The 21,240-nt window shown below is 71.1% G+C and carries 22 protein-coding genes and 1 riboswitch; of the genes, 11 read left to right on the top strand and 11 right to left on the bottom strand.

The features are described 5' to 3' along the window. Positions 1-19 precede the first annotated feature (19 nt). The 5 genes from ABT001_RS25485 to ABT001_RS25465 all read left to right on the top strand — a co-directional run bounded on the left by ABT001_RS25485 (position 20) and on the right by ABT001_RS25465 (position 6,281). Complete coding sequence (locus ABT001_RS25485; RefSeq protein ID WP_351281737.1) at positions 20-274, top strand: DUF3311 domain-containing protein; 255 nt, start codon at positions 20-22, stop codon at positions 272-274. After that, positions 271-1,905 (top strand): monocarboxylate uptake permease MctP, encoded by a 1,635-nt coding sequence (gene mctP, locus ABT001_RS25480; RefSeq protein WP_351281735.1) that lies wholly within the window; start codon positions 271-273, stop codon positions 1,903-1,905. Before ABT001_RS25485 ends, mctP begins: the two co-directional genes overlap by 4 nt. 146 nt (positions 1,906-2,051) lie before the next feature. Next, positions 2,052-2,552, top strand: a complete 501-nt coding sequence (locus tag ABT001_RS25475) for a GNAT family N-acetyltransferase (protein ID WP_351281733.1) — start codon at positions 2,052-2,054, stop codon at positions 2,550-2,552. Positions 2,553-2,604: 52 nt separating this feature from the next. Beyond that, a riboswitch (cobalamin riboswitch) is annotated at positions 2,605-2,728 on the top strand. Positions 2,729-2,868: 140 nt separating this feature from the next. Then, positions 2,869-5,265 carry a ribonucleoside-diphosphate reductase subunit alpha gene (locus ABT001_RS25470; RefSeq protein WP_351281731.1) on the top strand — a complete coding sequence of 799 codons (2,397 nt, stop codon included), beginning with the start codon at positions 2,869-2,871 and terminating at the stop codon, positions 5,263-5,265. A gap of 59 nt (positions 5,266-5,324) precedes the next feature. Next, a complete protein-coding gene (locus ABT001_RS25465) occupies positions 5,325-6,281 on the top strand; it encodes a ribonucleotide-diphosphate reductase subunit beta (protein WP_502967520.1) in 957 nt (318 codons plus the stop codon). On the opposite strand, the gene ABT001_RS25460 is transcribed toward ABT001_RS25465, so the two are convergent. After that, positions 6,278-6,490, bottom strand: a complete 213-nt coding sequence (locus ABT001_RS25460) for a hypothetical protein (RefSeq protein ID WP_351281725.1) — start codon at positions 6,488-6,490, stop codon at positions 6,278-6,280. The two genes, ABT001_RS25465 and ABT001_RS25460, sit on opposite strands and share 4 nt — an antisense overlap. Before the next feature lie 81 nt (positions 6,491-6,571). On the opposite strand from ABT001_RS25460, the gene ABT001_RS25455 reads away from it, so the two are divergent. Then, positions 6,572-7,546: a GlxA family transcriptional regulator gene (locus ABT001_RS25455; protein ID WP_351281723.1), complete on the top strand. Its 975-nt coding sequence runs from the start codon at positions 6,572-6,574 to the stop codon at positions 7,544-7,546. Positions 7,547-7,610: 64 nt separating this feature from the next. Here ABT001_RS25455 and ABT001_RS25450 read toward each other — a convergent pair whose 3' ends face one another. From ABT001_RS25450 to ABT001_RS25410, 9 genes are all read right to left on the bottom strand, one after another. Beyond that, complete coding sequence (locus ABT001_RS25450) at positions 7,611-8,348, bottom strand: D-Ala-D-Ala carboxypeptidase family metallohydrolase (RefSeq protein WP_351281721.1); 738 nt, start codon at positions 8,346-8,348, stop codon at positions 7,611-7,613. Positions 8,349-8,516: 168 nt separating this feature from the next. Continuing rightward, positions 8,517-9,155 (bottom strand): peptide deformylase, encoded by a 639-nt coding sequence (def, locus tag ABT001_RS25445; protein WP_351281719.1) that lies wholly within the window; start codon positions 9,153-9,155, stop codon positions 8,517-8,519. Between the two features lie 91 nt (positions 9,156-9,246). After that, entirely contained in the window at positions 9,247-10,239 is a 993-nt protein-coding gene (locus ABT001_RS25440; protein ID WP_351281716.1) for a tetratricopeptide repeat protein, read from the bottom strand. Between the two features lie 90 nt (positions 10,240-10,329). Beyond that, on the bottom strand, positions 10,330-11,577 hold the full coding sequence (locus ABT001_RS25435; protein ID WP_351281714.1) for an HD-GYP domain-containing protein: 1,248 nt from the start codon (positions 11,575-11,577) through the stop codon (positions 10,330-10,332). After that, complete coding sequence (locus ABT001_RS25430) at positions 11,574-12,962, bottom strand: HD-GYP domain-containing protein (RefSeq protein ID WP_351281711.1); 1,389 nt, start codon at positions 12,960-12,962, stop codon at positions 11,574-11,576. The genes ABT001_RS25435 and ABT001_RS25430 overlap by 4 nt, the downstream gene beginning before the upstream one ends. Positions 12,963-13,103: 141 nt before the next feature. Next, positions 13,104-13,421, bottom strand: coding sequence for a mycothiol system anti-sigma-R factor (gene rsrA / locus ABT001_RS25425; protein ID WP_351281708.1), 318 nt, complete (start codon positions 13,419-13,421; stop codon positions 13,104-13,106). After that, positions 13,418-14,074, bottom strand: a complete 657-nt coding sequence (locus ABT001_RS25420) for a sigma-70 family RNA polymerase sigma factor (protein ID WP_033298180.1) — start codon at positions 14,072-14,074, stop codon at positions 13,418-13,420. The genes rsrA and ABT001_RS25420 overlap by 4 nt, the downstream gene beginning before the upstream one ends. 331 nt (positions 14,075-14,405) lie before the next feature. After that, a complete protein-coding gene (locus ABT001_RS25415; RefSeq protein ID WP_351281705.1) occupies positions 14,406-15,059 on the bottom strand; it encodes an alpha/beta hydrolase family protein in 654 nt (217 codons plus the stop codon). A gap of 24 nt (positions 15,060-15,083) precedes the next feature. Beyond that, on the bottom strand, positions 15,084-15,899 hold the full coding sequence (locus tag ABT001_RS25410) for an SOS response-associated peptidase (protein ID WP_351281702.1): 816 nt from the start codon (positions 15,897-15,899) through the stop codon (positions 15,084-15,086). Between the two features lie 83 nt (positions 15,900-15,982). Between ABT001_RS25410 and ABT001_RS25405 the strand changes: the two genes are divergently transcribed. The 4 genes from ABT001_RS25405 to ABT001_RS25390 all read left to right on the top strand — a co-directional run bounded on the left by ABT001_RS25405 (position 15,983) and on the right by ABT001_RS25390 (position 19,659). Beyond that, positions 15,983-16,696, top strand: a complete 714-nt coding sequence (locus ABT001_RS25405; protein ID WP_351281700.1) for a M50 family metallopeptidase — start codon at positions 15,983-15,985, stop codon at positions 16,694-16,696. Positions 16,697-16,816: 120 nt separating this feature from the next. Then, complete coding sequence (gene aroA, locus ABT001_RS25400; protein WP_351281697.1) at positions 16,817-18,196, top strand: 3-phosphoshikimate 1-carboxyvinyltransferase; 1,380 nt, start codon at positions 16,817-16,819, stop codon at positions 18,194-18,196. A gap of 4 nt (positions 18,197-18,200) precedes the next feature. After that, complete coding sequence (gene rsgA / locus ABT001_RS25395) at positions 18,201-19,217, top strand: ribosome small subunit-dependent GTPase A (RefSeq protein WP_351281694.1); 1,017 nt, start codon at positions 18,201-18,203, stop codon at positions 19,215-19,217. Positions 19,218-19,335: 118 nt separating this feature from the next. Next, complete coding sequence (locus ABT001_RS25390; RefSeq protein ID WP_351281691.1) at positions 19,336-19,659, top strand: DMT family transporter; 324 nt, start codon at positions 19,336-19,338, stop codon at positions 19,657-19,659. Here ABT001_RS25390 and ABT001_RS25385 read toward each other — a convergent pair. Further along, the gene (locus tag ABT001_RS25385; protein WP_351281688.1) at positions 19,551-20,201 is read right to left on the bottom strand and encodes a TetR/AcrR family transcriptional regulator; all 651 of its coding nucleotides are present in this window, start codon (positions 20,199-20,201) and stop codon (positions 19,551-19,553) included. The two genes, ABT001_RS25390 and ABT001_RS25385, sit on opposite strands and share 109 nt — an antisense overlap. 149 nt (positions 20,202-20,350) lie before the next feature. On the opposite strand from ABT001_RS25385, the gene hisN reads away from it, so the two are divergent. Next, positions 20,351-21,151 carry a histidinol-phosphatase gene (gene hisN, locus ABT001_RS25380; protein ID WP_351281685.1) on the top strand — a complete coding sequence of 267 codons (801 nt, stop codon included), beginning with the start codon at positions 20,351-20,353 and terminating at the stop codon, positions 21,149-21,151. The last annotated feature ends 89 nt before the right edge of the window (positions 21,152-21,240 follow it).

The raw sequence follows: 21,240 nt of genomic DNA, 5'->3' as shown, positions 1-21,240 counted from the left end.
GAGGGGACGGAGCCGCCACATGCCAGAGGAAAACGATACGAAACCACCGACGGTGACACCCACCAGGGTGATCATCGGGCTCTGCCTGATCGCCCCGTTCGTGGCGATGCTCTGGGTCAGTTCGTACGCGCGGGTCGAACCGACCTTCATCGGCATCCCGTTCTTCTACTGGTACCAGATGCTCTGGGTGGTCATCTCGACCGCTCTCACCATGATCGCGTACAAGCTGTGGCAGCGTGACCAGCGCGCCCGCAAGGGGGGTGCGTCGGCATGAAGGACGGCGTGAACGGCGTCGCACTCGCCGTATTCATCTTCTTCTTCGTGGCCGTCACGGTCATCGGATTCATGGCAGCGCGCTGGCGCAAGGCCGAGAACGAGGCGAGCCTCGACGAATGGGGCCTGGGCGGACGGTCGTTCGGCACCTGGGTCACCTGGTTCCTGCTCGGCGGCGACCTCTACACGGCGTACACCTTCGTCGCGGTGCCCGCGGCGATCTACGCGGCGGGCGCGGCCGGCTTCTTCGCCGTCCCGTACACGATCCTGGTCTACCCGCTGATCTTCACCTTCCTGCCGCGCCTCTGGTCGGTGTCGCACAAGCACGGCTACGTCACCACCTCGGACTTCGTCCGTGGCCGCTTCGGTTCGAAGGGGCTCTCGCTGGCGATCGCCCTCACCGGCATCCTCGCCACGATGCCGTACATCGCGCTCCAGCTGGTCGGCATCCAGGCCGTGCTGGACGTCATGGGCGTCGGCGGCGGCGAGACCACGCACTGGTTCATCAAGGACCTGCCCCTGCTGATCGCCTTCGCCGTCCTCGCCGCGTACACCTACTCCTCGGGGCTGCGCGCTCCCGCGCTCATCGCGTTCGTCAAGGACGGGCTGATCTACCTGGTCATCGCCGTGGCGATCATCTACATCCCGATCAAGCTCGGCGGCTTCGACGACATCTTCGCCAAGGCGGGCGAGGCGTTCGCGCAGACCAACGAGGCGACGGGGCAGCCGCGCGGTGCGCTCGTGCCCGGCGACATGGGCCAGTGGGGCTACGCCACGCTGGCTCTCGGCTCCGCCCTGGCCCTCTTCATGTACCCGCACTCGATCACGGCGACGCTCTCCAGCCGCAGCCGTGAGGTGATCCGGCGCAACACCACGATCCTGCCGCTGTACTCGCTGATGCTGGGTCTGCTGGCCCTGCTCGGATTCATGGCGATCGCCGCCGGGATCAAGGTGGACAACGGCCAGCTCGCGATCCCCCAGCTGTTCGAGAACATGTTCCCCGACTGGTTCGCGGGCGTGGCCTTCGCCGCGATCGGCATCGGCGCCCTGGTGCCGGCCGCGATCATGTCGATCGCCGCGGCCAACCTCTTCACCCGCAACATCTACAAGGACTTCATCAAGCCCGACGCGACCCCGGCCCAGGAGACCAAGATCTCCAAGCTGGTCTCGCTGCTGGTCAAGGTCGGCGCGCTGGCCTTCGTCCTCACCATGGACAAGACGGTCGCAATCAACTTCCAGCTGCTGGGCGGTATCTGGATCCTCCAGACCATGCCGGCCCTGGTGGGCGGCCTGTTCACCCGGTGGTTCCACCGCTGGGCCCTGATCGCGGGCTGGGCGGTCGGCATGATCTACGGCACGGTGGCCGCGTACGGCGTCGCCAGCCCGACGCAGAAGCACTTCGGCGGGTCCTCCAAGGAGATCCCGGGCATCGGCGAGATCGGGTACATCGGGCTCACCGCGTTCGTGCTGAACCTCGTGGTCGTGGTCGTGCTGACCTTCGTCCTCAACGCGATGAAGGCCCCGGCCGGAGTGGACGAGACCTCTCCGTCCGACTACACGGCGGACGTCGGCGACCCGGGCGTCAAGGCCGAACTCCCGCCGGCCACGGCGGGTGCGCCGGGCGGTCACTGACCTCCACGGCGTGACGCCGTCCCGGCAGGGTCCGCCCTGCCGGGACGGCGTCGTTCCATGCGGTGCCGTTCCATGCGGCGGTGGGCCATGCGGCGGCGGGCCGGAAATCGGGGGCGCGCACATCTCGGCTGCGGCAGACTGCGCCCATGGACGTATCGATCGGACCGGTCCGGCCGGCTCAGTTCGAGGAGCTCGGCGAGATCACCGCGCAGGCGTATCTCGGGGACGGGCTGCTGGACTTCGGCGCCGAGGACCCCTACCTGGAGCAGCTCCGCGCGGTGGAGCGGCGAGCGGCCGAGGCCGAGGTGCTGGTCGCCGAGGACGCGGGCGGCCGCCTGCTGGGGGGCGTCACGTACGTCGCGCCCGGCAGCCCCTGGGCGGACATCGCCGGGGAGGACGAGGCCGAGTTCCGGATGCTGGCGGTCTCGCCGGAGGCGCGTGGACGTGGTGCGGGCGAGGCGCTCGTACGGGCCTGTATCGACCGGGCACGAGCTGCCGGAGGGCTCCATGGGGTCGTCCTGTCGACGCAGCGGTCCATGCTGGGGGCCCACCGGATATACCGGCGTCTCGGCTTCGTACGGACCCCGGAGCGGGACTGGTGCCCTCTGCCGGACCTACCGCTCCTGACGTTCCGGCTGGAGCTCTGACCCACCACGACACAACATGTGGGGGCTGCTTCGATAAGCAGCCCCCACATGTATGCTCGACCTCGCTGTCGCCGCAGGGGAATCCGGTGTGAATCCGGAACTGTCCCGCAACGGTGTGATCGGTGTGCTTTCGCGCATCCCGAAGTCCGAAGACCTGTCGACAGTGCGTCCGGCTCGACCGAACCGGACGCCGAGACGTCCGGGCCCCGCGGAGGGCCGGTGGACGCCGTGCGCCGTGCTGCCCCCTCCCCCGGGCGCCGCCGTGCCCGGCTGCCCCGCTCCCGCAGGCCCTGAGCCGAGCGAGGGATAGCCCCCAGTGACCATCGCGCCCGCCGATCCGGTTTCAGCCGCGGAACCCGAAGGCCGTACGACCGACGCCCCCGGGACCGCGCTGCTGCGGACCCTGACCGACCTCGCCGCCGATCTGCCCGACACCGACCCGGGACGGGTGGCCGCCGCCGCGCTGCGCGGCCGCAACGCACGGTCGGACGAGGCCGAGCTGCGCTCGCTGGCCACCGAGGCGGCCGCGGGCCTGATCTCCGAGGACCCGGCCTACTCCCGGCTCGCCGCCCGGCTCCTCACCCGGGCCGTCGCGGACGAGGCCGCGGGCCAGGGCGCCGTCTCCTTCTCGGCATCGGTCGCCGTCGGACACCGCGAAGGCCTGATCGCGGACCGTACGGCCGAGTTCGTCACGCTGCACGCCACCGCCCTCGACGCGCTCGTCGACCAGGCGCTCGCCGACGGCGCCGACGACCGCTTCGGCTACTTCGGGCTGCGGACCCTGCACAGCCGCTATCTGCTGCGCCACCCGCTCACCCGTGAGGTCGTGGAGACCCCGCAGCACTTCTTGCTGCGTGTCGCCGCCGGCCTCGCCGAGGACACCTCCGAGCGCGCCTTGGAGGAAGTGGCCGCGCTGTACGGCCTGATGAGCCGGCTCGACTACCTGCCCTCCTCCCCCACCCTCTTCAACTCCGGCACGCGCCACCCGCAGATGTCCTCCTGCTACCTGCTGGACTCGCCGCTGGACGAGCTCGACTCGATCTACGACCGCTACCACCAGGTGGCGCGCCTCTCCAAGCACGCGGGCGGCATCGGCCTCTCGTACTCCCGCATCCGTGCCCGGGGTTCACTCATCCGTGGCACCAACGGGCACTCCAACGGCATCGTGCCGTTCCTGAAGACGCTCGACGCCTCGGTCGCCGCGGTCAACCAGGGCGGCCGTCGCAAGGGTGCCGCCGCCGTCTACCTGGAGACCTGGCACGCGGACATCGAGGAGTTCCTGGAGCTGCGCGACAACACCGGCGAGGACCAGCGGCGTACGCACAACCTCAATCTGGCGCACTGGATCCCGGACGAGTTCATGCGTCGCGTCGACGCGGACACCGACTGGTCGCTTTTCTCACCGGCGGACACCCCCGAGCTGGTGGACCTGTGGGGCGACGCGTTCGACGCCGCGTACCGGGCCGCCGAGGCCAAGGGGCTCGCCCGCAAGACCCTGCCGGCCCGTGAGCTGTACGGGCGGATGATGCGGACGCTCGCGCAGACCGGGCAGGGTTGGATGACGTTCAAGGACGCCTCCAACCGGACCGCGAACCAGACCGCCGAGCCGGGCCGCGTCGTGCACTCCTCGAATCTCTGCACCGAGATCCTGGAGGTCACCGACGACGGCGAGACGGCTGTCTGCAACCTCGGGTCGGTCAATCTCGGGGCGTTCGTCGCCGACGGCACCATCGACTGGGAGCGGCTGGACGCCACCGTCCGTACGGCGGTGACCTTCCTCGACCGGGTGGTGGACATCAACTTCTACCCGACCGAGCAGGCCGGCCGGTCCAACGCCCGCTGGCGCCCCGTGGGTCTGGGCGCGATGGGCCTGCAGGACGTCTTCTTCCAGCTGCGGCTGCCGTTCGACTCCGCCGAGGCCCGCGCGCTGTCCACGAGGATCTCCGAGCGCATCATGCTGGCCGCGTACGAGGCCTCCTGCTCGCTCGCCGAGCGGTCGGGCCCGCTGCCCGCCTGGTCCGAGACCCGCGCGGCCCGGGGCGTGCTGCACCCCGACCACTACGCCACCGAGCTGAACTGGCCGGAGCGCTGGGACGCGCTGCGCGCCCGGATCGCGAAGAGCGGGATGCGCAACTCGCTGCTGCTCGCCATCGCGCCGACGGCCACCATCGCCTCGATCGCGGGCGTGTACGAGTGCATCGAGCCGCAGGTCTCCAACCTCTTCAAGCGCGAGACGCTCAGCGGTGAGTTCCTCCAGGTCAACGCCTACCTGGTGGACGAGCTGAAGAAGCTCGGCGTCTGGGACGCCCGGACCCGCGAGGCGCTGCGGGAGGCGAGCGGCTCGGTCCAGGGCTTCGCCTGGATCCCCGAGGACGTGCGGGCGCTGTACCGCACGGCGTGGGAGATCCCGCAGCGCGGTCTGATCGACATGGCGGCGGCCCGTACGCCGTTCCTCGACCAGAGCCAGTCGCTGAACCTGTTCCTGGAGACGCCGACGATCGGCAAGCTCTCCTCGATGTACGCGTACGCCTGGAAGCAAGGGCTGAAGACGACGTACTACCTGCGCTCGCGCCCTGCGACCCGGATCGCCCGCGCGGCGTCCGGGACGGCCGCCGCCGCTGCCCCGATCCCCGTGCAGCAGGCCTCCGCCCCCGACGCGGACGCGATCGCCTGTTCCCTCGAAAACCCCGAGTCCTGCGAGGCCTGCCAGTGACGAGCACGAACGAGACCAAGAACCTGCTCGACCCGGGCTTCGAACTGACCCTGCGCCCCATGCGCTACCCGGACTTCTACGAGCGCTACCGGGACGCGATCAAGAACACCTGGACGGTGGAGGAGGTCGACCTGCACTCCGACGTCTCCGACCTCGCCAAGCTCACCCCCGGCGAGCAGCACATGATCGGCCGGCTGGTCGCGTTCTTCGCGACGGGCGACTCGATCGTCTCCAACAACCTGGTGCTGACGCTCTACAAGCACATCAACTCACCCGAGGCGCGGCTCTACCTGTCACGCCAGCTGTTCGAGGAGGCCGTGCACGTCCAGTTCTATCTGACGCTGCTCGACACCTACCTCCCGGACCCGGAGGACCGCGCGGCGGCCTTCGACGCGGTCGAGGAGATCCCGTCGATCCGCGAGAAGGCGCAGTTCTGCTTCCGGTGGATGGACTCGGTCGAGAAGATCGAGCGGCTGGAGTCGAAGGCCGACCGCAGGCGCTTCCTGCTCAACCTGATCTGCTTCGCCGCCTGTATCGAGGGGCTGTTCTTCTACGGCGCCTTCGCGTACGTCTACTGGTTCCGCTCACGAGGCCTGCTGCACGGTCTCGCCACGGGCACCAACTGGGTGTTCCGTGACGAGACGATGCACATGAACTTCGCCTTCGAGGTCGTGGACACCGTCCGCAAGGAGGAGCCCGACCTCTTCGACGACGCCCTCCAGCAGCAGGTCACCGACATGCTGAAGGAGGCCGTCGAGGCGGAACTGCAGTTCGGCCGCGACCTGTGCGGCGAGGGCCTGCCGGGGATGAACACCGAGTCGATGCGCCAGTACCTGGAGTGCGTCGCCGACCAGCGGCTCACCCGGCTCGGTTTTCCCGCTCTCTACGGTTCGGAGAACCCGTTCTCGTTCATGGAGCTCCAGGGGGTGCAGGAGCTGACCAACTTCTTCGAGCGCCGCCCCTCCGCCTACCAGGTGGCGGTGGAGGGCTCCGTCGGCTTCGACGACGACTTCTAGATCCGCGCCCAGGACCTGAGGTACGGGCGCCGCGTGACCACGACCGGCTGCGCGGCGCCCGCCTCACGCGGCGGCGTCGCCTCCTGGTCCCGTCGCGCGTCCCGCAGCTCGCGGTCGATGCGGCGCTCCCGCGCGAGTCCGACGAGCGCGGGCAGCAGGACGAGGGCGAAAAGTACCGCTACGGCCAGGTAGTTCATGAATGTGTTCATGGCTCTACTGTCGTCGGCGTGCCAGAGATTCGGCAGTGGCAGGACTGTCACACACCCTCGAATTACTGCCACACTGAGCTCATGCTGAAGAATGTCGCCGCTCTGCTGCTCGACGAGGTCCACCCCTTCGAACTCGGCGTCGTGTGCGAGGTGTTCGGGCTCGACCGCTCCGAGGACGGGCTGCCGGTCCAGGACTTCGCGGTCGTCTCGGCGGAGGGCCCGGTGCTGCGGACGCACGCCGGGTTCACCATCAGCACCCCCTACGGCCTGGACAGACTGGAGGAGGCCGACCTCATCGTCGTGCCCGCCGGGAGCCACTTCGTGGACCGGACGTACCCGGAGGAGGCCCTGGACGCCCTGCGCCGGGCCGTCGAACGCGGCGCGCGCGTGCTGAGCGTCTGCTCCGGCGCCTTCGTCCTCGGTGAGGCGGGACTGCTGGACGGCCGCCGCTGCACCACCCACTGGCGGCACTCCGACGAGCTGGCGCGCCGCTTCCCGAAGGCCGTCGTGGAGCCGGACGTGCTCTACGTGGACGAGGGCGCGGTCATCACCTCGGCGGGCACGGCCGCGGGCATCGACGCCGCCCTGCACCTGGTCCGCCAGGCGCACGGTCCCGACGTCGCGAACGCCATCGCACGGCGCATGGTGGTCCCGCCGCACCGGGACGGCGGCCAGGCGCAGTACATCAAGCGCCCGCTGCCCCGCACCCGGTGCGACACGGTCGGCGAGACCCTCGCCTGGATGGAGCGCCACCTCGACCAGGAGATGACCGTCGAACAGCTGGCGACACAGACGCACATGTCGCCCCGGACCTTCGCCCGCCGCTTCCAGCAGGAGACCGGCACCACCCCGTACCGCTGGCTGCTCCGGCAGCGGGTGCTGCTGGCGCAGCACCTGCTGGAGACCTCGGACGCGACCGTGGACACGATCGCGGGGCAGACCGGCTTCGGGAACGCCGCGGCGCTGCGCCATCAGTTCGTACGTTCCCTGGGAACGACCCCGAACGCCTACCGCCGCGCCTTCCGGGGCCCGGCCGAGCTGGTCGAGGTGGCCTGACGGAGGCTCCGCCGGGGTGTCGCACGATCACCCCGGCGGGTCCTGAACCACTGGGCGCGTACGGTCAGATGCCGCACTGCGAGGCCGACCAGAAGTGGCTCGGCCCCTGGTTCACGTGGATGTGGTCACCGTGGCCGGCGTAGCCCGGGCCGAGGATGCCCCTGAAGCCGTGGTAGCGGGCCTGCTTGGCGATGGTGCACAGCGAGTGCGGTCCGGCGCCGAGGTCGACGGCGTCACCGTAGAGATGACGGCTGTTCGTGGCTCCGCCGACCGCCGCGTTGCAGGAGGTGGACCGGAAGCCGCTGGTGACCCGGAGGGGCTGGTCACCCAGCGCGTGCCGCAGCGCCTGCAGCTTCCACATGCTGCTGAGGGCGTTGGCCTTGGCCGTGCCCGCGGCGACCGCACCGCCCGCCCAGGTGCTGTTGCACGTGTTGAGCTCGGAGTACGTGAAATTGACGGGGGTGCAGTCGTCGTCCTGGAGCGCGTAGAGCTTGGCCTGCGTGGCCGGTCCTGCGATCCCGTCGGCGGCGAGGCCGTACGCGGACTGGAAGCGCTGGACGGCGGCCTTGGTGGCGGGGCCGTACGACCCGTCGACGGCCAGCACCGAGTTGTATCCCGGATAGCCGGCCACCCTGATCTGGAGCTGGGTGACGTCGTTGCCGGTGGCTCCGGAGGACAGGGTGCGGGTCCAGGTGTAGCAGCCGTCGGCCTGTGCGGTGCCGGCGGTGACGACGGCACCACCGATGGCGAAAGCCATGGTCATGACAAGGCCGAGCAGCAGTTGTGCGGTACGTCTGAGCATGGGGATCTCCCTGCGCGATGAGGTGGAGAAGTGAAGCGTGGGACGAGCCTGGCGGACGGGTCGACGCGCGTCAACTACGCGCCGGATAACGCTGGTTGACGAAGCCTCTCGCACCACCGGACGCACGGAGGGGCCCCGCTTGCGACGGGGCCCCTCCTCGTACGGACGTCAGTCGTTCGGGACGACCTCGTAACGCGGCGTACCCTCCGCCATCTGCTTCAGCGCGTCCTTGCGGTCCCGCTTCGAGAGCCGGTCGATGTACAGGTAGCCGTACAGGTGGTCCGTCTCGTGCTGCAGGCAGCGCGCGAAGTATCCGCTGCCCCGCACCTTCACGGCGTTGCCCTGGGCGTCCTGACCGCGCACGACGGCGTAGTCGGGGCGCGCGAGCGCGGCGTACGCCGTGGGCACGGAGAGGCAGCCCTCGTTGGAGTCGTCGAGGTTGCGCCGCTCCGGCGCGAGATCCTCCAGCACCGGGTTGCAGATCGCGCCGACGTGCCGCACCCCGTCGTCGTCCGGGCAGTCGTAGACGAAGACCTTGCGGTCGACACCGATCTGGTTGGCGGCCAGGCCCACGCCCTCCGCCGTGCGCTGGCTGGCGAACATGTCGTCGATCAGCTGCGCGAGCTCGTCGTCGAACTCCGTGACGTCTCTGCACTCCTTGTGCAGGACCGGGTTGCCGACCACCGTGATCGGGCGGGAGGTGCCGCGCTCCCGGTGCGCGGCCTCGCGCGCCTCGCAGTCCTCGGTGTCCACGAGGAATCCCTCGTCGTCCACACCGGTCCGCTCGTCCGTCTCCTGCTGCGACATGTCCGCCGTACGCCTTCCTGCAAGCCTCAAACCCGTGACCACCGCACCTGAATCGGTGCCCGTACAGCCTACGGGCACCTGCGGCCGCCGCTCAGCAGACTTCTTCGAGATCCCGCCATTCACGGCTGTCCGGGCTGTCGGCGACCCAGCCGTCCAGCAGCCCGCGCACCAGCCCGGCGGGGGCCGCTATGCCGCACTCACGCTCCGGCACCCAGAGGTCGCCCGAGGTGCGGTGGCCCAGGGGGCCGGGGTGGCCGGGTTCGCTGTGGTCGTGCGGGTCCAGGTGCTCACCGTGGCCCTCGTCGCTCTCCATCCGGCTCTCCGAACAGGCACGGCAGAGCAGCCGCACCGAGGACGACCAGTCCTCGGCGGCGAATCCGGCATCGGAGGCGAGCTGCTCCAGCGCGTCCCGGTCGGCCTCGGTGGCGGCCTCCAGGAGCACCACCCAGGTGGGAACGGGAGAGGGCGCCCACAGCTCGATCTCGTCGAAGACCGGGTACGACGGCCCGGCCGCCGTGACCCGCTCGCCGTTCGGCACCCCGTCGTGCAGGACGACCTCGCCCCAGCGCCGCCCCGAGGACGGCAGCGGGATCGAGAGCACCTCCATCCGCGCCGGGTCGAGCCTGCGGCCCCAGACGACCTCGGCCTCACCCTCGGGCGAGAGCCGCACGGCCGCGCTGCCCAGCTCCATGCCCGCGGGCTCGCTGTTGGCCGCCGCGTTGTGCTGGGCGCTGCCCGGCACCCTCAGCCCGTAGGCCTGCCAGGCCCGGCGAGCCAGCGGCCAGTCCTGCAGGGCCGTGGCGGCGATGCCGACGTTCCACCAGTCCGGCGCTCCTGAGCCACGGTCGAGCAGCGCGACGGCGCGCAGGCCCGCGGCTCTCGCCTGTTCCCAGTCGTGCCGGAACTTGTGCAGCAGCGCGAGATTGAACCAGGACTCGGAGAGCCAGGGTTCCAGGTCCGCCGCGCGCGTCAGCAGCGCCCCCGCGTCCTCGTACCGGCCGTCGCCGATCAGCGTGAACGCGCGGTCCGTGGCCTGCCGCCAAGAGGCGGACGGCCGATGCCGTACCTTCCCGAAGATCCTCACGATTCCCGCCTGTCCCGACTGGACACCCTCTTTACCGCTCTCCTTCGCATCCAACCATGCCCGGCCGGACGCTCGCTCATTACCCATGGGTTACCCAGCCCCGACCGGGGTCAGACCGCCCCGCGCCAGAACTCTGGCCAGAGCTTCGACCACCTGCGGCTGGTAGTCGCGGCCGGTGCCGAGCCTGAGCTGCTCCAGCGCCCCCAAGGGGCCCTTGACGCCTTCCCCGCTCAGGTCGTCGTACGCGTTGACCGCACGGACGATCCTGGCTGCGGCCTGCTGTTCCCGGTACGGATCGGCCTGCTGCTCCACCACCACGGCGACCGCCGGGTCCACCCCGGTCTGACGCACCACCGCTCCTCCGAGCAGGGCGATCCTGCGCTGCTCGGAGGCCGGGAGCACGGCGGTGGCACCGTCGGCCACCGGGTCGACGAGCGAGAGCTGGCCGATGTCGTGCATCAGCGCCGCGTACTCCAGCACGGTCAGCTCCGGACCCGCCAGCCCGAGCTCCCTCCCGACCGCCGTCGAGAGTTCGGCCACCCTGCGGGCGTGTCCGTGCGGGGTGTAGCCCGCGATCTCCGTGGACCGGGCCAGCGAGGCGATGGTCTGCCGGTACGTCGTACGGACGGCCGCGTACCGGCGGAACGAGACCTGGGTGAGCAGCAGCGGTACACACAGGACGGGCAGGGCCCACAACCCCGCGGCGGCGACCCCGAGCGCCATCACGGCGCCGGTCGCGCAGACGGCCGAGCCGATGCCGCTGAGCGCGCGGAGTTCGTCGCGGAGCTGCGGCCCGTACGGACGGGGCGTCCCCGCCGTGAGGGCCGTGAGGACGGCGTCGCAGAGGGCGGTGAGGATCAGCAGCACGAGCAGGAAGAGGGCGACGTACGGTCCCTCGCCGAACCAGCGCTCCGACCGGCCCGAATGATGGAGCGGCTGGAAACACACGGCGGCGAACGCCACCACCAGCACGCGCCGGGCGGACTGGTCGGGCCCCGGGCCGCTGCCGCGCGCCATGTGCGGCACGGCGGCGAGCAGCTGTGCCGCGGCGACGACGGTGACCACCTGGAGGACCCCGTGCGCGGTGTCCTGTCCGCCGCTGCGCCCGAGCAGGGCGTACGCGAGTGCTCCGGCCGCCCCGAGCGGCGCGGGCTCCCGCTCCCCGGGCAGGGCGCCCCAGCGGGCCAGCTCGCCGACCGTGACCAGGACTCCGAAGGCGAGGGCGTGGCCCGGCTCGACGACGCCGTGCCACAGGGTGTGGCCGAGCGCGACGACGGCGACGGCCAGTGCGGCGCCACGGACCACGAGAACGGCCGGGGGCGGGTGGGCCGGGGTCACCGCTGCCGTCCCCGCCGGCCCGGGGAACCGGTGGCGGGCGGTCGTGCCCCCGCCCGCTGGTGCGGCAGCCCGGGCGGCTCCTCGTCCGAGGTGACCGTGTTGGCCGCGGCGGACCAGCCGTGGCGCTCCAGGGCGTGCGCCAGCGCGTGCACCATCCGCGGGTCGAACTGGCTTCCGGCGCAGCGCAGCAGCTCCTCCACCGCCGCGGGGACGGGCCGCCCCCGTCGGTAGGAGCGCGTGGAGGTCATCGCGTCGAAGGCGTCCGCGACGGCGACGACCCGGGCGAACTCCGGGATGCTGTCGCCGGCGAGGCCGTACGGATAGCCGCTGCCGTCGAGTCGCTCGTGATGGTGCAGGATCGCGGCGCGGGCCTCGTCCAGGAAGCCGATGCCCCGGACGATCTCGTGGCCGTACTCCGGATGCAGTTCGATGACGCGGCGCTCCTCGGGGGTGAGCGGCCCGTCCTTGCGCAGGACCCGCGTCGGGACGCCGAGCTTGCCGACGTCGTGCAGGATGCCGGCGAAGCGGAGGGCTTCCATCCGGCTCTCCTCCATGCCGAGTTCACGGGCGATCAGCTCGGAGGCACGGCCCACCCGCTCGCTGTGTCCACGGGTGTACCCGTCCTTGATGTCGACCGCCTGGACGAGAGCCCTGATCGTGGCGCGGTGGGCGGCGTGCTGGCGGTGGTACTGGGCGAAGACCCAGCACGAGATGTACATCGGCAGCAGGACGACCAGCGCGGACAGCGGCCCGTAGGAGCTGCGCCACAGGACGGCCATCATCAGCCCCGCGAGCGCGTGCACCAGGTGCGGTCCCACGGAACGGGCCGGAAGACCGCGCCAGGCGTGCCTGACGGCCACGCGCTCGGCCGTGACGAGGATGCCGCCGTCCAGCGCGGCCAGCACGAGGCTGAAGACGAGCGCCGTCGCACAGGCGGGGAGGAGGGCGTACGGAAGATCCGGCACGGCGTCCCCCGAGCCGCCGCCGAGCGTGGCGGGACCGCCGAGGAAGGCGTAGGTCCACGAGGCCGCACCCACGGTCAGGGCGAGCTGGGCGGCCCTCCAGACACGGCGGGCCGCGGCGGGCGGGCGCTCCACCCGTCCGGCGAGCGCGCCGGGTACCGCGACCAGCACGGCGGCGGACGGCGGCAGCAGGAACGCCCCGGCGAGCAGCAGGGGGAAGAACGATCCGGCACTGACGGGGACGGAGCCGCCGACGAGGCGGCAGCGGCCGGGGAGTTCACAGGCCAGGTAGAGCGCGGCCAGGAGGCCGATCGTGCCCCAGGGCGTGGCGGCCCCGGGAGACAGCGCCGGCAGTGCGCAGAGTGCGGCACAGGCCGCCGTGCACAGGATATGGACGCGTGCCGCCCCCGGTGTGCCCCTCACCCGTACCGCCCGCCCCCAGCATGGTCGATGGAGGCGCCACGCTAGCGAGTTGGGGAGCGGCCAGGCTTCGAACGGACTGAATTAGCACGTTCGGGTGACTCGACCCGGGGGTTCAGCGACCGACGCGCGGCAGGGCGGCCGTCATTCGGCGGCGGCCGGGCGATCGGCGCCGCCCAGGGCCACGTCCTGCTCGGGGACGGCCTGGCCCGAACGGATCAGGTCGATCCGTCCCATCACCTTCGAGCGCAGGTCGGCGGGCACGTCGTCCTGCCCGCAGCAGCGCTTGACCAGCTTCTTCACGGCCTGTTCCAGGCCGTACTTCTCCAGGCACGGGGAGCACTCCTCGAAGTGAACCTCGAACTTGGTGCAGTCGCCCTCGGGCATCTCATGGTCGAGGAACTCGTAGAGATGATCGAGAACCTCTGAGCAGTCCGTCTCGTGCGGCTCTCCGCAGCTCATGAGGCCGAGCCTTTCCTGTCGTCCGACTCACCGGCTCCGGCCGGGACGAGCCCGCGCTCACGCGCGTAGTCCTCAAGCATGCCGCGCAGCTGACGGCGCCCCCGGTGCAGCCGGGACATCACCGTACCGATGGGTGTCCCCATGATGTCCGCGATCTCCTTGTAGGCAAAGCCCTCTACGTCGGCGAGATACACGGCGATGCGGAACTCTTCGGGGATCGACTGCAGCGCGGACTTCACGTCGGAGTCCGGCAGGTGGTCGAGCGCCTGGGACTCCGCCGAGCGCAGACCGGTCGACATGTGCGACTCCGCACGCGCCAGCTGCCAGTCCTCGATCTCCTCGGCGGCGCTCCGCTGGGGTTCGCGCTGCTTCTTGCGGTACGAGTTGATGAAGGTGTTGGTGAGAATGCGGTACATCCACGCCTTGAGGTTCGTGCCCTCACGGAACTGGTGGAAGGAGCCGTAGGCCTTGGCGTACGTCTCCTGCACGAGGTCCTCGGCATCCGCGGGGTTGCGCGTCATGCGCAGCGCGGCCGAGTACATCTGGTCCAGATACCCGAGGGCGTCCCGCTCGAAGCGCGCGTTGCGCTCGGCAGTCGTCTCCTGCGCACGGCCGTCGTCGGTCCCTGTGTCGGTCCCAGTGACCGGACCCACCTCCTCCAACGATGTGGCGGAGCCGAAACCGGACCCGCTCGCATCGGAGAATAGTCGACCTTGCTTCCGCGCGGGCTGCCGATCGGTTCCGCCCGGGGCGCGCGCCGGAGTACTCGTGGCCGCGTGAAGCACCGTCCACTCGAGATCAGCGGCGTTCGAGCGGCTCGGGCAGATGGTCGAACCCATACGACGGACTCCCTCTCCACGTACGACGGCGTTGCACCGACATCGGCGGTGTACCGACACCAGCCACAACAGCCGCCCCGCGCGGCGCATTCCCGGGGGACTTGCGCGGGTGCCGGAAGTGTGGGGGCCCACCCGGAGCCGGAGGTCAGGTGAGCCCGTCCAGCCAGCCGGCCACCGCGTCGGCGAGGAGGTCCATCGCCTGATCCTGGGTCAGCGGCGCCTTCCTGGGGACGGCGAAGCCGTGATCCGCGTGCGGCACCTCGACGAGCCGGTGCCCACCCCGCGGGAACTCCTCCGGCCGGCCGAACGGGTCACGGCCGCCCTGCACCACGAGGGTGGGGCCGCCCGCGCCGAGCAGCTCGTCCGCACGGGACCTCTCCGGTTTCCCGGGAGGGTGCAGCGGGAAACTCAGGGCGAGCACCGCGCGGGCGCCGAGCTCCGCCGCCGTACGGCAGGCCACCCTGGCCCCCGCACTGCGTCCCCCGGCGACGACGGGGAGCCCCGGGGCCGTCAGCGCCGGCCACAGGCCCCGCCATCCGGTGTCCAGGGTCCGGGGCGCGGGCGCCAGCTTCTTTCCGGCCACCCTCCAGGGCTGCTCCACCAGCGCCACGGTCACCCGGCGGCCCGGCAGCACGGCGGCCAGGGCCTGGAGGTCGCGGGCCTCGATGCCGCCGCCCGCCCCGTGGCTGACGGCGAGCACCAGGCGGGCCCGCTCGGCGGGGAGCCAGGTGATCCTGGCCTCCCCGGCATCCGTGCCGACGTTCTCGGTCTTCCGCGCTGTCGCTGTAGTACGGCTCACACCGCCATCCTGCCGGGTACCGGGTCAGAAGAGCGTGCTCGCCTCCGGCGCGGCCAGCTCCTCCAGGAGCTCCGGGCCGTTGTTGCGGACGTTGCTGACGGCGGTCGCCACCGGGTAGGCCCGCATCAGTCCGCCGGGCGGCGATTCGAGCAGCGCCTTCAGCTCGTCGACATCGGTGCGCGACGGGTCGAGCCAGGCGTCCCAACGGTCCGGGGTCAGCATCAGCGGCATCCGTGGATGGATGTCGGCCAGCGAACCTGGCCCTTCCGCGGGCGCCACGGCGAGGGGGGCCGTCTCCGCCTCGGTGGTGATCACCGAGCAGGTCACCCACCAGGCCTGCGGATGGTCGTCGGGCAGTGTCCGGTCGCGCCAGAACTCGTACAGACCGGCCATCGCGAAGACGGAGCCGTCCGCGGGGGTCACGAAGTACGGCTGCTTCCGGGGACGCTTCCTCTTCCCCTTCTCCTCCAGCTGCCGCTCGTCGGCCCCGGTGACCCACTCGTAGTAGCCGTCGGCGGGCAGCACGCAGCGCCGCGACACGAAGGGCCGGCGGAAGGACGGCTTCTCGTGGACGGTCTCCGCGCGGGCGTTGATCATGCGGGCGGCCCCTTCCGGAGTCTTCGACCACGACGGCACGAGTCCCCACTTCAGTGCCCGCAGCTGGCGAACCGGACGTGGGTCGTCCGCGTCCTTCACAGGACGGTCCAGAACCGCGTAGACCTCCTTGGTCGGCGCGACGTTCCAGTCGGGCTCCAAGGTCTCCGTGGGTTCCCACTTCTCCACACCGAAGAGCCCGGCCAGATCTTCCGGCCGCCGACTCGCTGCATACCGTCCGCACATAAGTGCCAGACTGCCACGACCCGCCAGTCGAGTGGACCCTGATCCCTCAAGCCCTTCGAGTACCTCAAGGAGCCACCCGCACCATGGACAGCAGCGAACTGGGCGATCTGTGGGATCGCGTCTTCGGTACCCAGCCCGCTCCCGAGCAGTGGCTGGTGGTCGTCACGGCCACGGCGGCACTCGTCGCCGTGGTGCCGAACCTCATATGGCGGCTCTCCCGCAACGCGATCACCATCGCGCACGAGGGCGGTCACGGACTGATCGCCCTGCTCACCGGGCGGCAGCTCTCCGGCATCCGGCTGCACTCGGACACCAGCGGCCTGACCGTCAGCCGCGGCAAGCCCACCGGCATCGGCATGATCCTCACCGCGGCGGCCGGCTACACGGCTCCGCCCCTGCTCGGCCTGGGCGGCGCCTGGCTGCTGACCAACGGCCGCATCACCCTGCTCCTGTGGCTGGCGACGGCGCTCCTGGCGGTGATGCTGGTGATGATCCGCAATCTGTACGGTGCGCTGACGGTCATCCTCACGGGGGCGACCTTCCTGCTGGTGTCCTGGCTGACCTCGGCGGACGTCCAGTCGGCGTTCGCGTACACCGTGGTCTGGTTCCTGCTGCTCGGCGGCGTGCGTCCCGCGTTCGAGCTGCAGTCCAAGCGGCGGCACGGGGGTGCACCCGACTCCGACGCCGACCAGCTCGCCCGGCTGACGCACGCGCCGGCCGCGATATGGCTCTTCCTCTTCCACGCCGTGTCGCTCTGCTCGCTCATCGGTGGCGGGCGCTGGCTGCTCGGGCTGTGAGGGACCGGACCGGGAGAGCTGGGACCAGGAGAGCCCGCCCCTACCACCCTCGCGTTACGCCCTGGTTTCGTCCTTTTTGTTGAGGATCTGGGATTGCGCTGAGCCACTAAAGTGAGGGGCATGACCGATAGTTCCGTGCGCCCCGCCCTCTGGCCCGCCCCCCGAGCGACAGGGGCCGTCGACGCGACCGTCACCGTGCCCGGATCGAAGTCGGTCACCAATCGCGCCCTCGTCCTCGCCTCCCTGTCCTCCGAGCCGGGCTGGCTGCGCCGCCCGCTCCGCTCCCGCGACACCCTCCTGATGGCCCAGGCGCTCCGCGCGATGGGCGTCGGCATCGAGGAGGGAGTGGGCCCGGACGGTTCGGGCGAGGCCTGGCGGGTCATCCCCGCGGGCCTGCACGGCCCGGCCCGGGTGGACGTCGGCAACGCCGGCACGGTGATGCGTTTCCTGCCGCCCGCGGCCTGCCTAGCGGACGGCCCCGTCCACTTCGACGGGGACCCGCGGTCCTACGAACGACCCCTGCACGGCGTGATCGGCGCACTGAAGTCCCTGGGGGCCCGGATCGACGACGACGGCCGCGGGACACTGCCGCTGACCGTGCACGGGGCGGGCGCACTGGACGGGGGCACGGTGTCCATCGACGCCTCCTCGTCCTCCCAGTTCATCTCCGCGCTGCTGTTGTCCGCGCCCCGGTTCAACCAGGGCGTGGAGGTGCGGCACACGGGCTCGGCGCTGCCCTCCATGCCCCACATCCGGATGACCGTCGACATGCTCCGCTCGGCCGGCGCCCAGGTCGACGAACCGGAGTCGGGCGGTGAGCCCGATGTCTGGCGGGTCTCCCCCTCCGCCCTGCTGGGCCGCGATCTGACGGTCGAGCCCGACCTCTCCAACGCCCAGCCGTTCCTGGCAGCCGCGCTGGTCACCGGCGGTCGGGTCACCGTCCCCGACTGGCCCCTGCGGACCACCCAGCCGGGTGACGCGCTGCGCGAGATCTTCACCACGATGGGTGGCGCCTGCGAGCTGACCGAGCGCGGCCTCACCTTCACGGGCTCGGGCACGGTCCACGGCATCGACGTCGACCTGAGCGAGGTCGGTGAGCTGACGCCGGGCATCGCGGCCCTCGCAGCCCTCGCGGACTCCCCGTCCACCCTGAGCGGCGTCGCCCACCTGCGGCTGCACGAGACGGACCGGCTGGCGGCGCTCACCAAGGAGATCAACGGCCTCGGCGGCGACGTCACCGAGACCGCCGACGGCCTGCGGATCAACCCCCGCCCGCTGCACGGCGGCACCTTCCACACGTACGACGACCATCGGATGGCGACCGCGGGCGCGATCATCGGCCTCGCCGTGGCGGGGGTGGAGATCGAGAACGTCGGTACGACGGCCAAGACCCTGCCGGACTTCCCTGACATGTGGACCGGCATGCTCGGGGAGCCGTCCGGCGCCGTGGGCGTGTCCGCCGGGGCGCTCGGCGCCCCCACGGGCCGGCGCGAGGGCTGAGGGCATGCGCCGCTACGGGAAGAACCCCGACGAGGACGACATCCGCGTCCGCCCCAATCCCAAGGGCAACCGCCCCCGCACACACACGCGCCCCAAGCACGAGGACGCCGAGGACGGCATGGTCCTCACCGTCGACCGGGGCAGGCTGACCTGCCTCGTCGACGACCGTACGGTGACGGCCATGAAGGCCCGCGAACTGGGCCGCAAGGCCGCCGTGGTGGGCGACCGGGTCTCCCTGGTGGGTGACCTCTCGGGCGCCAAGGACACCCTGGCGCGCATCGTGCGGATCGGTGCCCGCACCTCGGTGCTCCGCCGCACGGCGGACGACGACGACCCGTTCGAGCGGGTGGTCGTCGCCAACGCCGACCAACTGGCCATCGTGACCGCACTCGCCGATCCCGAACCCCGCCCGCGCATGATCGACCGCTGTCTGGTCGCGGCGTACGACGGCGGGCTGACCCCGCTCCTCGTACTGACCAAGTCCGATCTGGCCTCGGCGGACAAGCTCCTGGAGGCGTACACCCCGCTGGGCGTCCCCTACATCGTGACCAGCCGCGAGGAGCTGGAGAACGGCGACGCCGCCGAACACGTGCGCGAGCTGCTGAACGACCGGGTGACCGCCTTCGTCGGGCACTCCGGTGTCGGCAAGACGACGCTGGTCAACGCCCTGGTGCCCAAGGACCGACGGCGGACCACCGGGGTGGTCAACGCCGTCACGGGACGCGGCCGGCACACCACCACCTCGGCGCTCGCCCTGCCGCTGCCGGACGGCCGTGGCTGGATGGTCGACACCCCGGGTGTGCGGTCGTTCGGTCTGCACCACGTCGACCCCTCCCGGGTCATCAACGCCTTCCCCGATCTTCAGCCAGGTACGGAGAACTGTCCGCGCGGCTGCACCCATGACGGCCAGGAGCCCGAGTGCGCCCTGGACGCGTGGGTCGCGGAGGGGCACGCCGATCCGGCGCGGCTCGACTCACTGCGGCGGCTCCTCGCGACCCGGGAGCGGCGCGAGGGCGACTGAGTCACGTCGGCCGAGCGCCGGACCGCCCGACTCGCGCACGTTTGCGAGCTCTCGGAGCTGGTAAGGGCATAATCGCGCAAGCGAGACGAAGCGTCACCTACGTGGGAGGCACCTGACGATGGCGTGGTTGCTGGTCGTGGTCGCCGGACTGCTGGAGACCGGTTTCGCCGTGTGCCTGAAGCTCTCGCACGGATTCACCCGCCTCTGGCCGACGATCGCGTTCTGTGCGTTCGCCCTCGGCAGTTTCGGTCTGCTCACGATGGCCCTCAAGAAGCTCGACGTCGGCCCCGCGTACGCGGTGTGGACGGGCATCGGGGCGGCGGGGACGGCGATCTACGGAATGATCTTCCTCGACGACGTGGTCTCCGCCCTCAAGCTGGTGTCGATCTCGCTGGTGATCATCGGCGTGATCGGGCTGCAGCTGTCCGGTTCGGCGCACTGAGCCCCGGGTGCCGGCGGGATCCCCGTCGGCACCAGCATGTAGGACAGGGCCAGCCGGAGCGCGACCTCGCAGGTCAGCTCCAGCCTCCCGGGGTCACGCGGCGGGCGCCCGGCCCCCAGCGCGGCCACGGCCCGGTCCCGGACGATCACGAGGAACTCGAGGGGCGTGGGCGGTGCACTGTCGGAGCCGGACCCGCCGGGTGACGACCCCGGCCCGGGGAGCCGCTCTCCCCAGACACCCGTCAGCAGGGCCCTGACCAGGACGTCCGCGCGGGCCGCCCGGACCGTCCAGCGCACGAGCTCCGCCGGCCACTCCCCCTCCGCGGCAGCGCCGAGCGACCCTTCGACGCCGGCCAGGTACCCGTCGGCCGCACGCCGGACCAACGCGCGGGCCAGACCGTCCTTGCTGCCGAACTCGTTGTAGAGGGTCTGCCGCGAGACACCCGCGTCCGCCGCCACGTCAACCATGCGCACGGCCGTCCAGGGCAGTTCGGAGAGCGCCGAGCGCGCGGAGTCCAGCAGTGCTTCTCGCGCCGATGGCATCGTCGCCTCCCACCCCGGGGACCTGCGGTCAGAGTCGATGCGCCCGGGGTGGCTGTCAAGGGTCCACGCACGGCCGGCCCCGGCTCGGCAGGGCCGGGGCCACGCGGGGCCGTGTAGCCCGGGCGGGTGGCGGTGGATACTGTGACGGCATGCCCGACTACCACGATGATCTGCGCCTTGCCCACGTGCTGGCGGACGCCGCCGACGCGGCGACGATGGACCGGTTCAAGGCTCTGGACCTCAAGGTCGAGACCAAGCCGGACATGACCCCGGTGAGCGAGGCCGACAAACACGCGGAGGAGCTGATCCGCGGGCACCTGCACCGGGCCCGCCCACGCGACGCGATCCTGGGCGAGGAGTACGGGATCGAGGGCACGGGGCCGCGACGCTGGGTCATCGACCCGATCGACGGCACCAAGAACTACGTGCGGGGCGTCCCCGTCTGGGCGACCCTCATCTCGCTGATGGAGGCGGGCGAGGACGGCTTCCAGCCGGTGGTCGGCGTGGTGTCGGCCCCCGCGCTGAACCGCCGCTGGTGGGCGGCGAAGGGCGCCGGCGCCTTCTCCGGCCGCAGCCTGACGTCCGCGACCCGGCTGCACGTCTCGAAGGTCGAGCGGATCGCGGACTCGTCGTTCGCGTACGCCTCGATGACCGGCTGGGAGGAGCAGGGCCGGCTCGACGGCTTCATGGATCTGACCCGGGCCTGCTGGCGCACGCGTGGCTACGGGGACTTCTGGCCGTACATGATGGTCGCGGAGGGTTCCGTGGACATCTGCGCGGAGCCGGAGCTCTCCCTCTGGGACATGGCGGCGAACGCGATCATCGTCCAGGAGGCGGGTGGGCAGTTCACCAGCCTGGACGGGGTCTCCGGCCCGGGCGGTGGCAACGCGGCGGCGTCCAACGGACTGCTGCACCACGAGCTGCTCGGCTATCTCAACCAGCGCTACTAGCTTGATCTTTAACCTCGGGGTCCGAACGGTCCGTCGTACTTGATCACTCGGGCTGGTAACTGCGGTACACGCAGGCGGCCTTCGGCTGA

Origin of the sequence: Streptomyces sp. NPDC002793, assembly GCF_040295485.1 — a bacterium.
Classification (GTDB): Bacteria; Actinomycetota; Actinomycetes; order Streptomycetales; family Streptomycetaceae; genus Streptomyces.
The sequence above is the reverse complement of the archived record's forward strand: the minus strand, read 5'-3'. Positions and strand labels throughout refer to the sequence as shown.

What these genes read in the sequence shown, in the direction of transcription:
- aroA (WP_351281697.1), top strand. Translation starts at nt 16,817, where the DNA reads ATGACCGATAGTTCCGTGCGCCCCGCCCTCTGGCCCGCCCCCCGAGCG.
- ABT001_RS25475 (WP_351281733.1), top strand. Translation starts at nt 2,052, where the DNA reads ATGGACGTATCGATCGGACCGGTCCGGCCGGCTCAGTTCGAGGAGCTC.
- ABT001_RS25385 (WP_351281688.1), bottom strand. Translation starts at nt 20,201, where the DNA reads ATGCCATCGGCGCGAGAAGCACTGCTGGACTCCGCGCGCTCGGCGCTC.
- ABT001_RS25485 (WP_351281737.1), top strand. Translation starts at nt 20, where the DNA reads ATGCCAGAGGAAAACGATACGAAACCACCGACGGTGACACCCACCAGG.
- rsgA (WP_351281694.1), top strand. Translation starts at nt 18,201, where the DNA reads ATGCGCCGCTACGGGAAGAACCCCGACGAGGACGACATCCGCGTCCGC.
- def (WP_351281719.1), bottom strand. Translation starts at nt 9,155, where the DNA reads ATGTCGCAGCAGGAGACGGACGAGCGGACCGGTGTGGACGACGAGGGA.
- mctP (WP_351281735.1), top strand. Translation starts at nt 271, where the DNA reads ATGAAGGACGGCGTGAACGGCGTCGCACTCGCCGTATTCATCTTCTTC.
- rsrA (WP_351281708.1), bottom strand. Translation starts at nt 13,421, where the DNA reads ATGAGCTGCGGAGAGCCGCACGAGACGGACTGCTCAGAGGTTCTCGAT.
- ABT001_RS25450 (WP_351281721.1), bottom strand. Translation starts at nt 8,348, where the DNA reads ATGCTCAGACGTACCGCACAACTGCTGCTCGGCCTTGTCATGACCATG.
- hisN (WP_351281685.1), top strand. Translation starts at nt 20,351, where the DNA reads ATGCCCGACTACCACGATGATCTGCGCCTTGCCCACGTGCTGGCGGAC.
- ABT001_RS25390 (WP_351281691.1), top strand. Translation starts at nt 19,336, where the DNA reads ATGGCGTGGTTGCTGGTCGTGGTCGCCGGACTGCTGGAGACCGGTTTC.
- ABT001_RS25410 (WP_351281702.1), bottom strand. Translation starts at nt 15,899, where the DNA reads ATGTGCGGACGGTATGCAGCGAGTCGGCGGCCGGAAGATCTGGCCGGG.
- ABT001_RS25405 (WP_351281700.1), top strand. Translation starts at nt 15,983, where the DNA reads ATGGACAGCAGCGAACTGGGCGATCTGTGGGATCGCGTCTTCGGTACC.
- ABT001_RS25460 (WP_351281725.1), bottom strand. Translation starts at nt 6,490, where the DNA reads ATGAACACATTCATGAACTACCTGGCCGTAGCGGTACTTTTCGCCCTC.
- ABT001_RS25465 (WP_502967520.1), top strand. Translation starts at nt 5,325, where the DNA reads ATGCGCTACCCGGACTTCTACGAGCGCTACCGGGACGCGATCAAGAAC.
- ABT001_RS25455 (WP_351281723.1), top strand. Translation starts at nt 6,572, where the DNA reads ATGCTGAAGAATGTCGCCGCTCTGCTGCTCGACGAGGTCCACCCCTTC.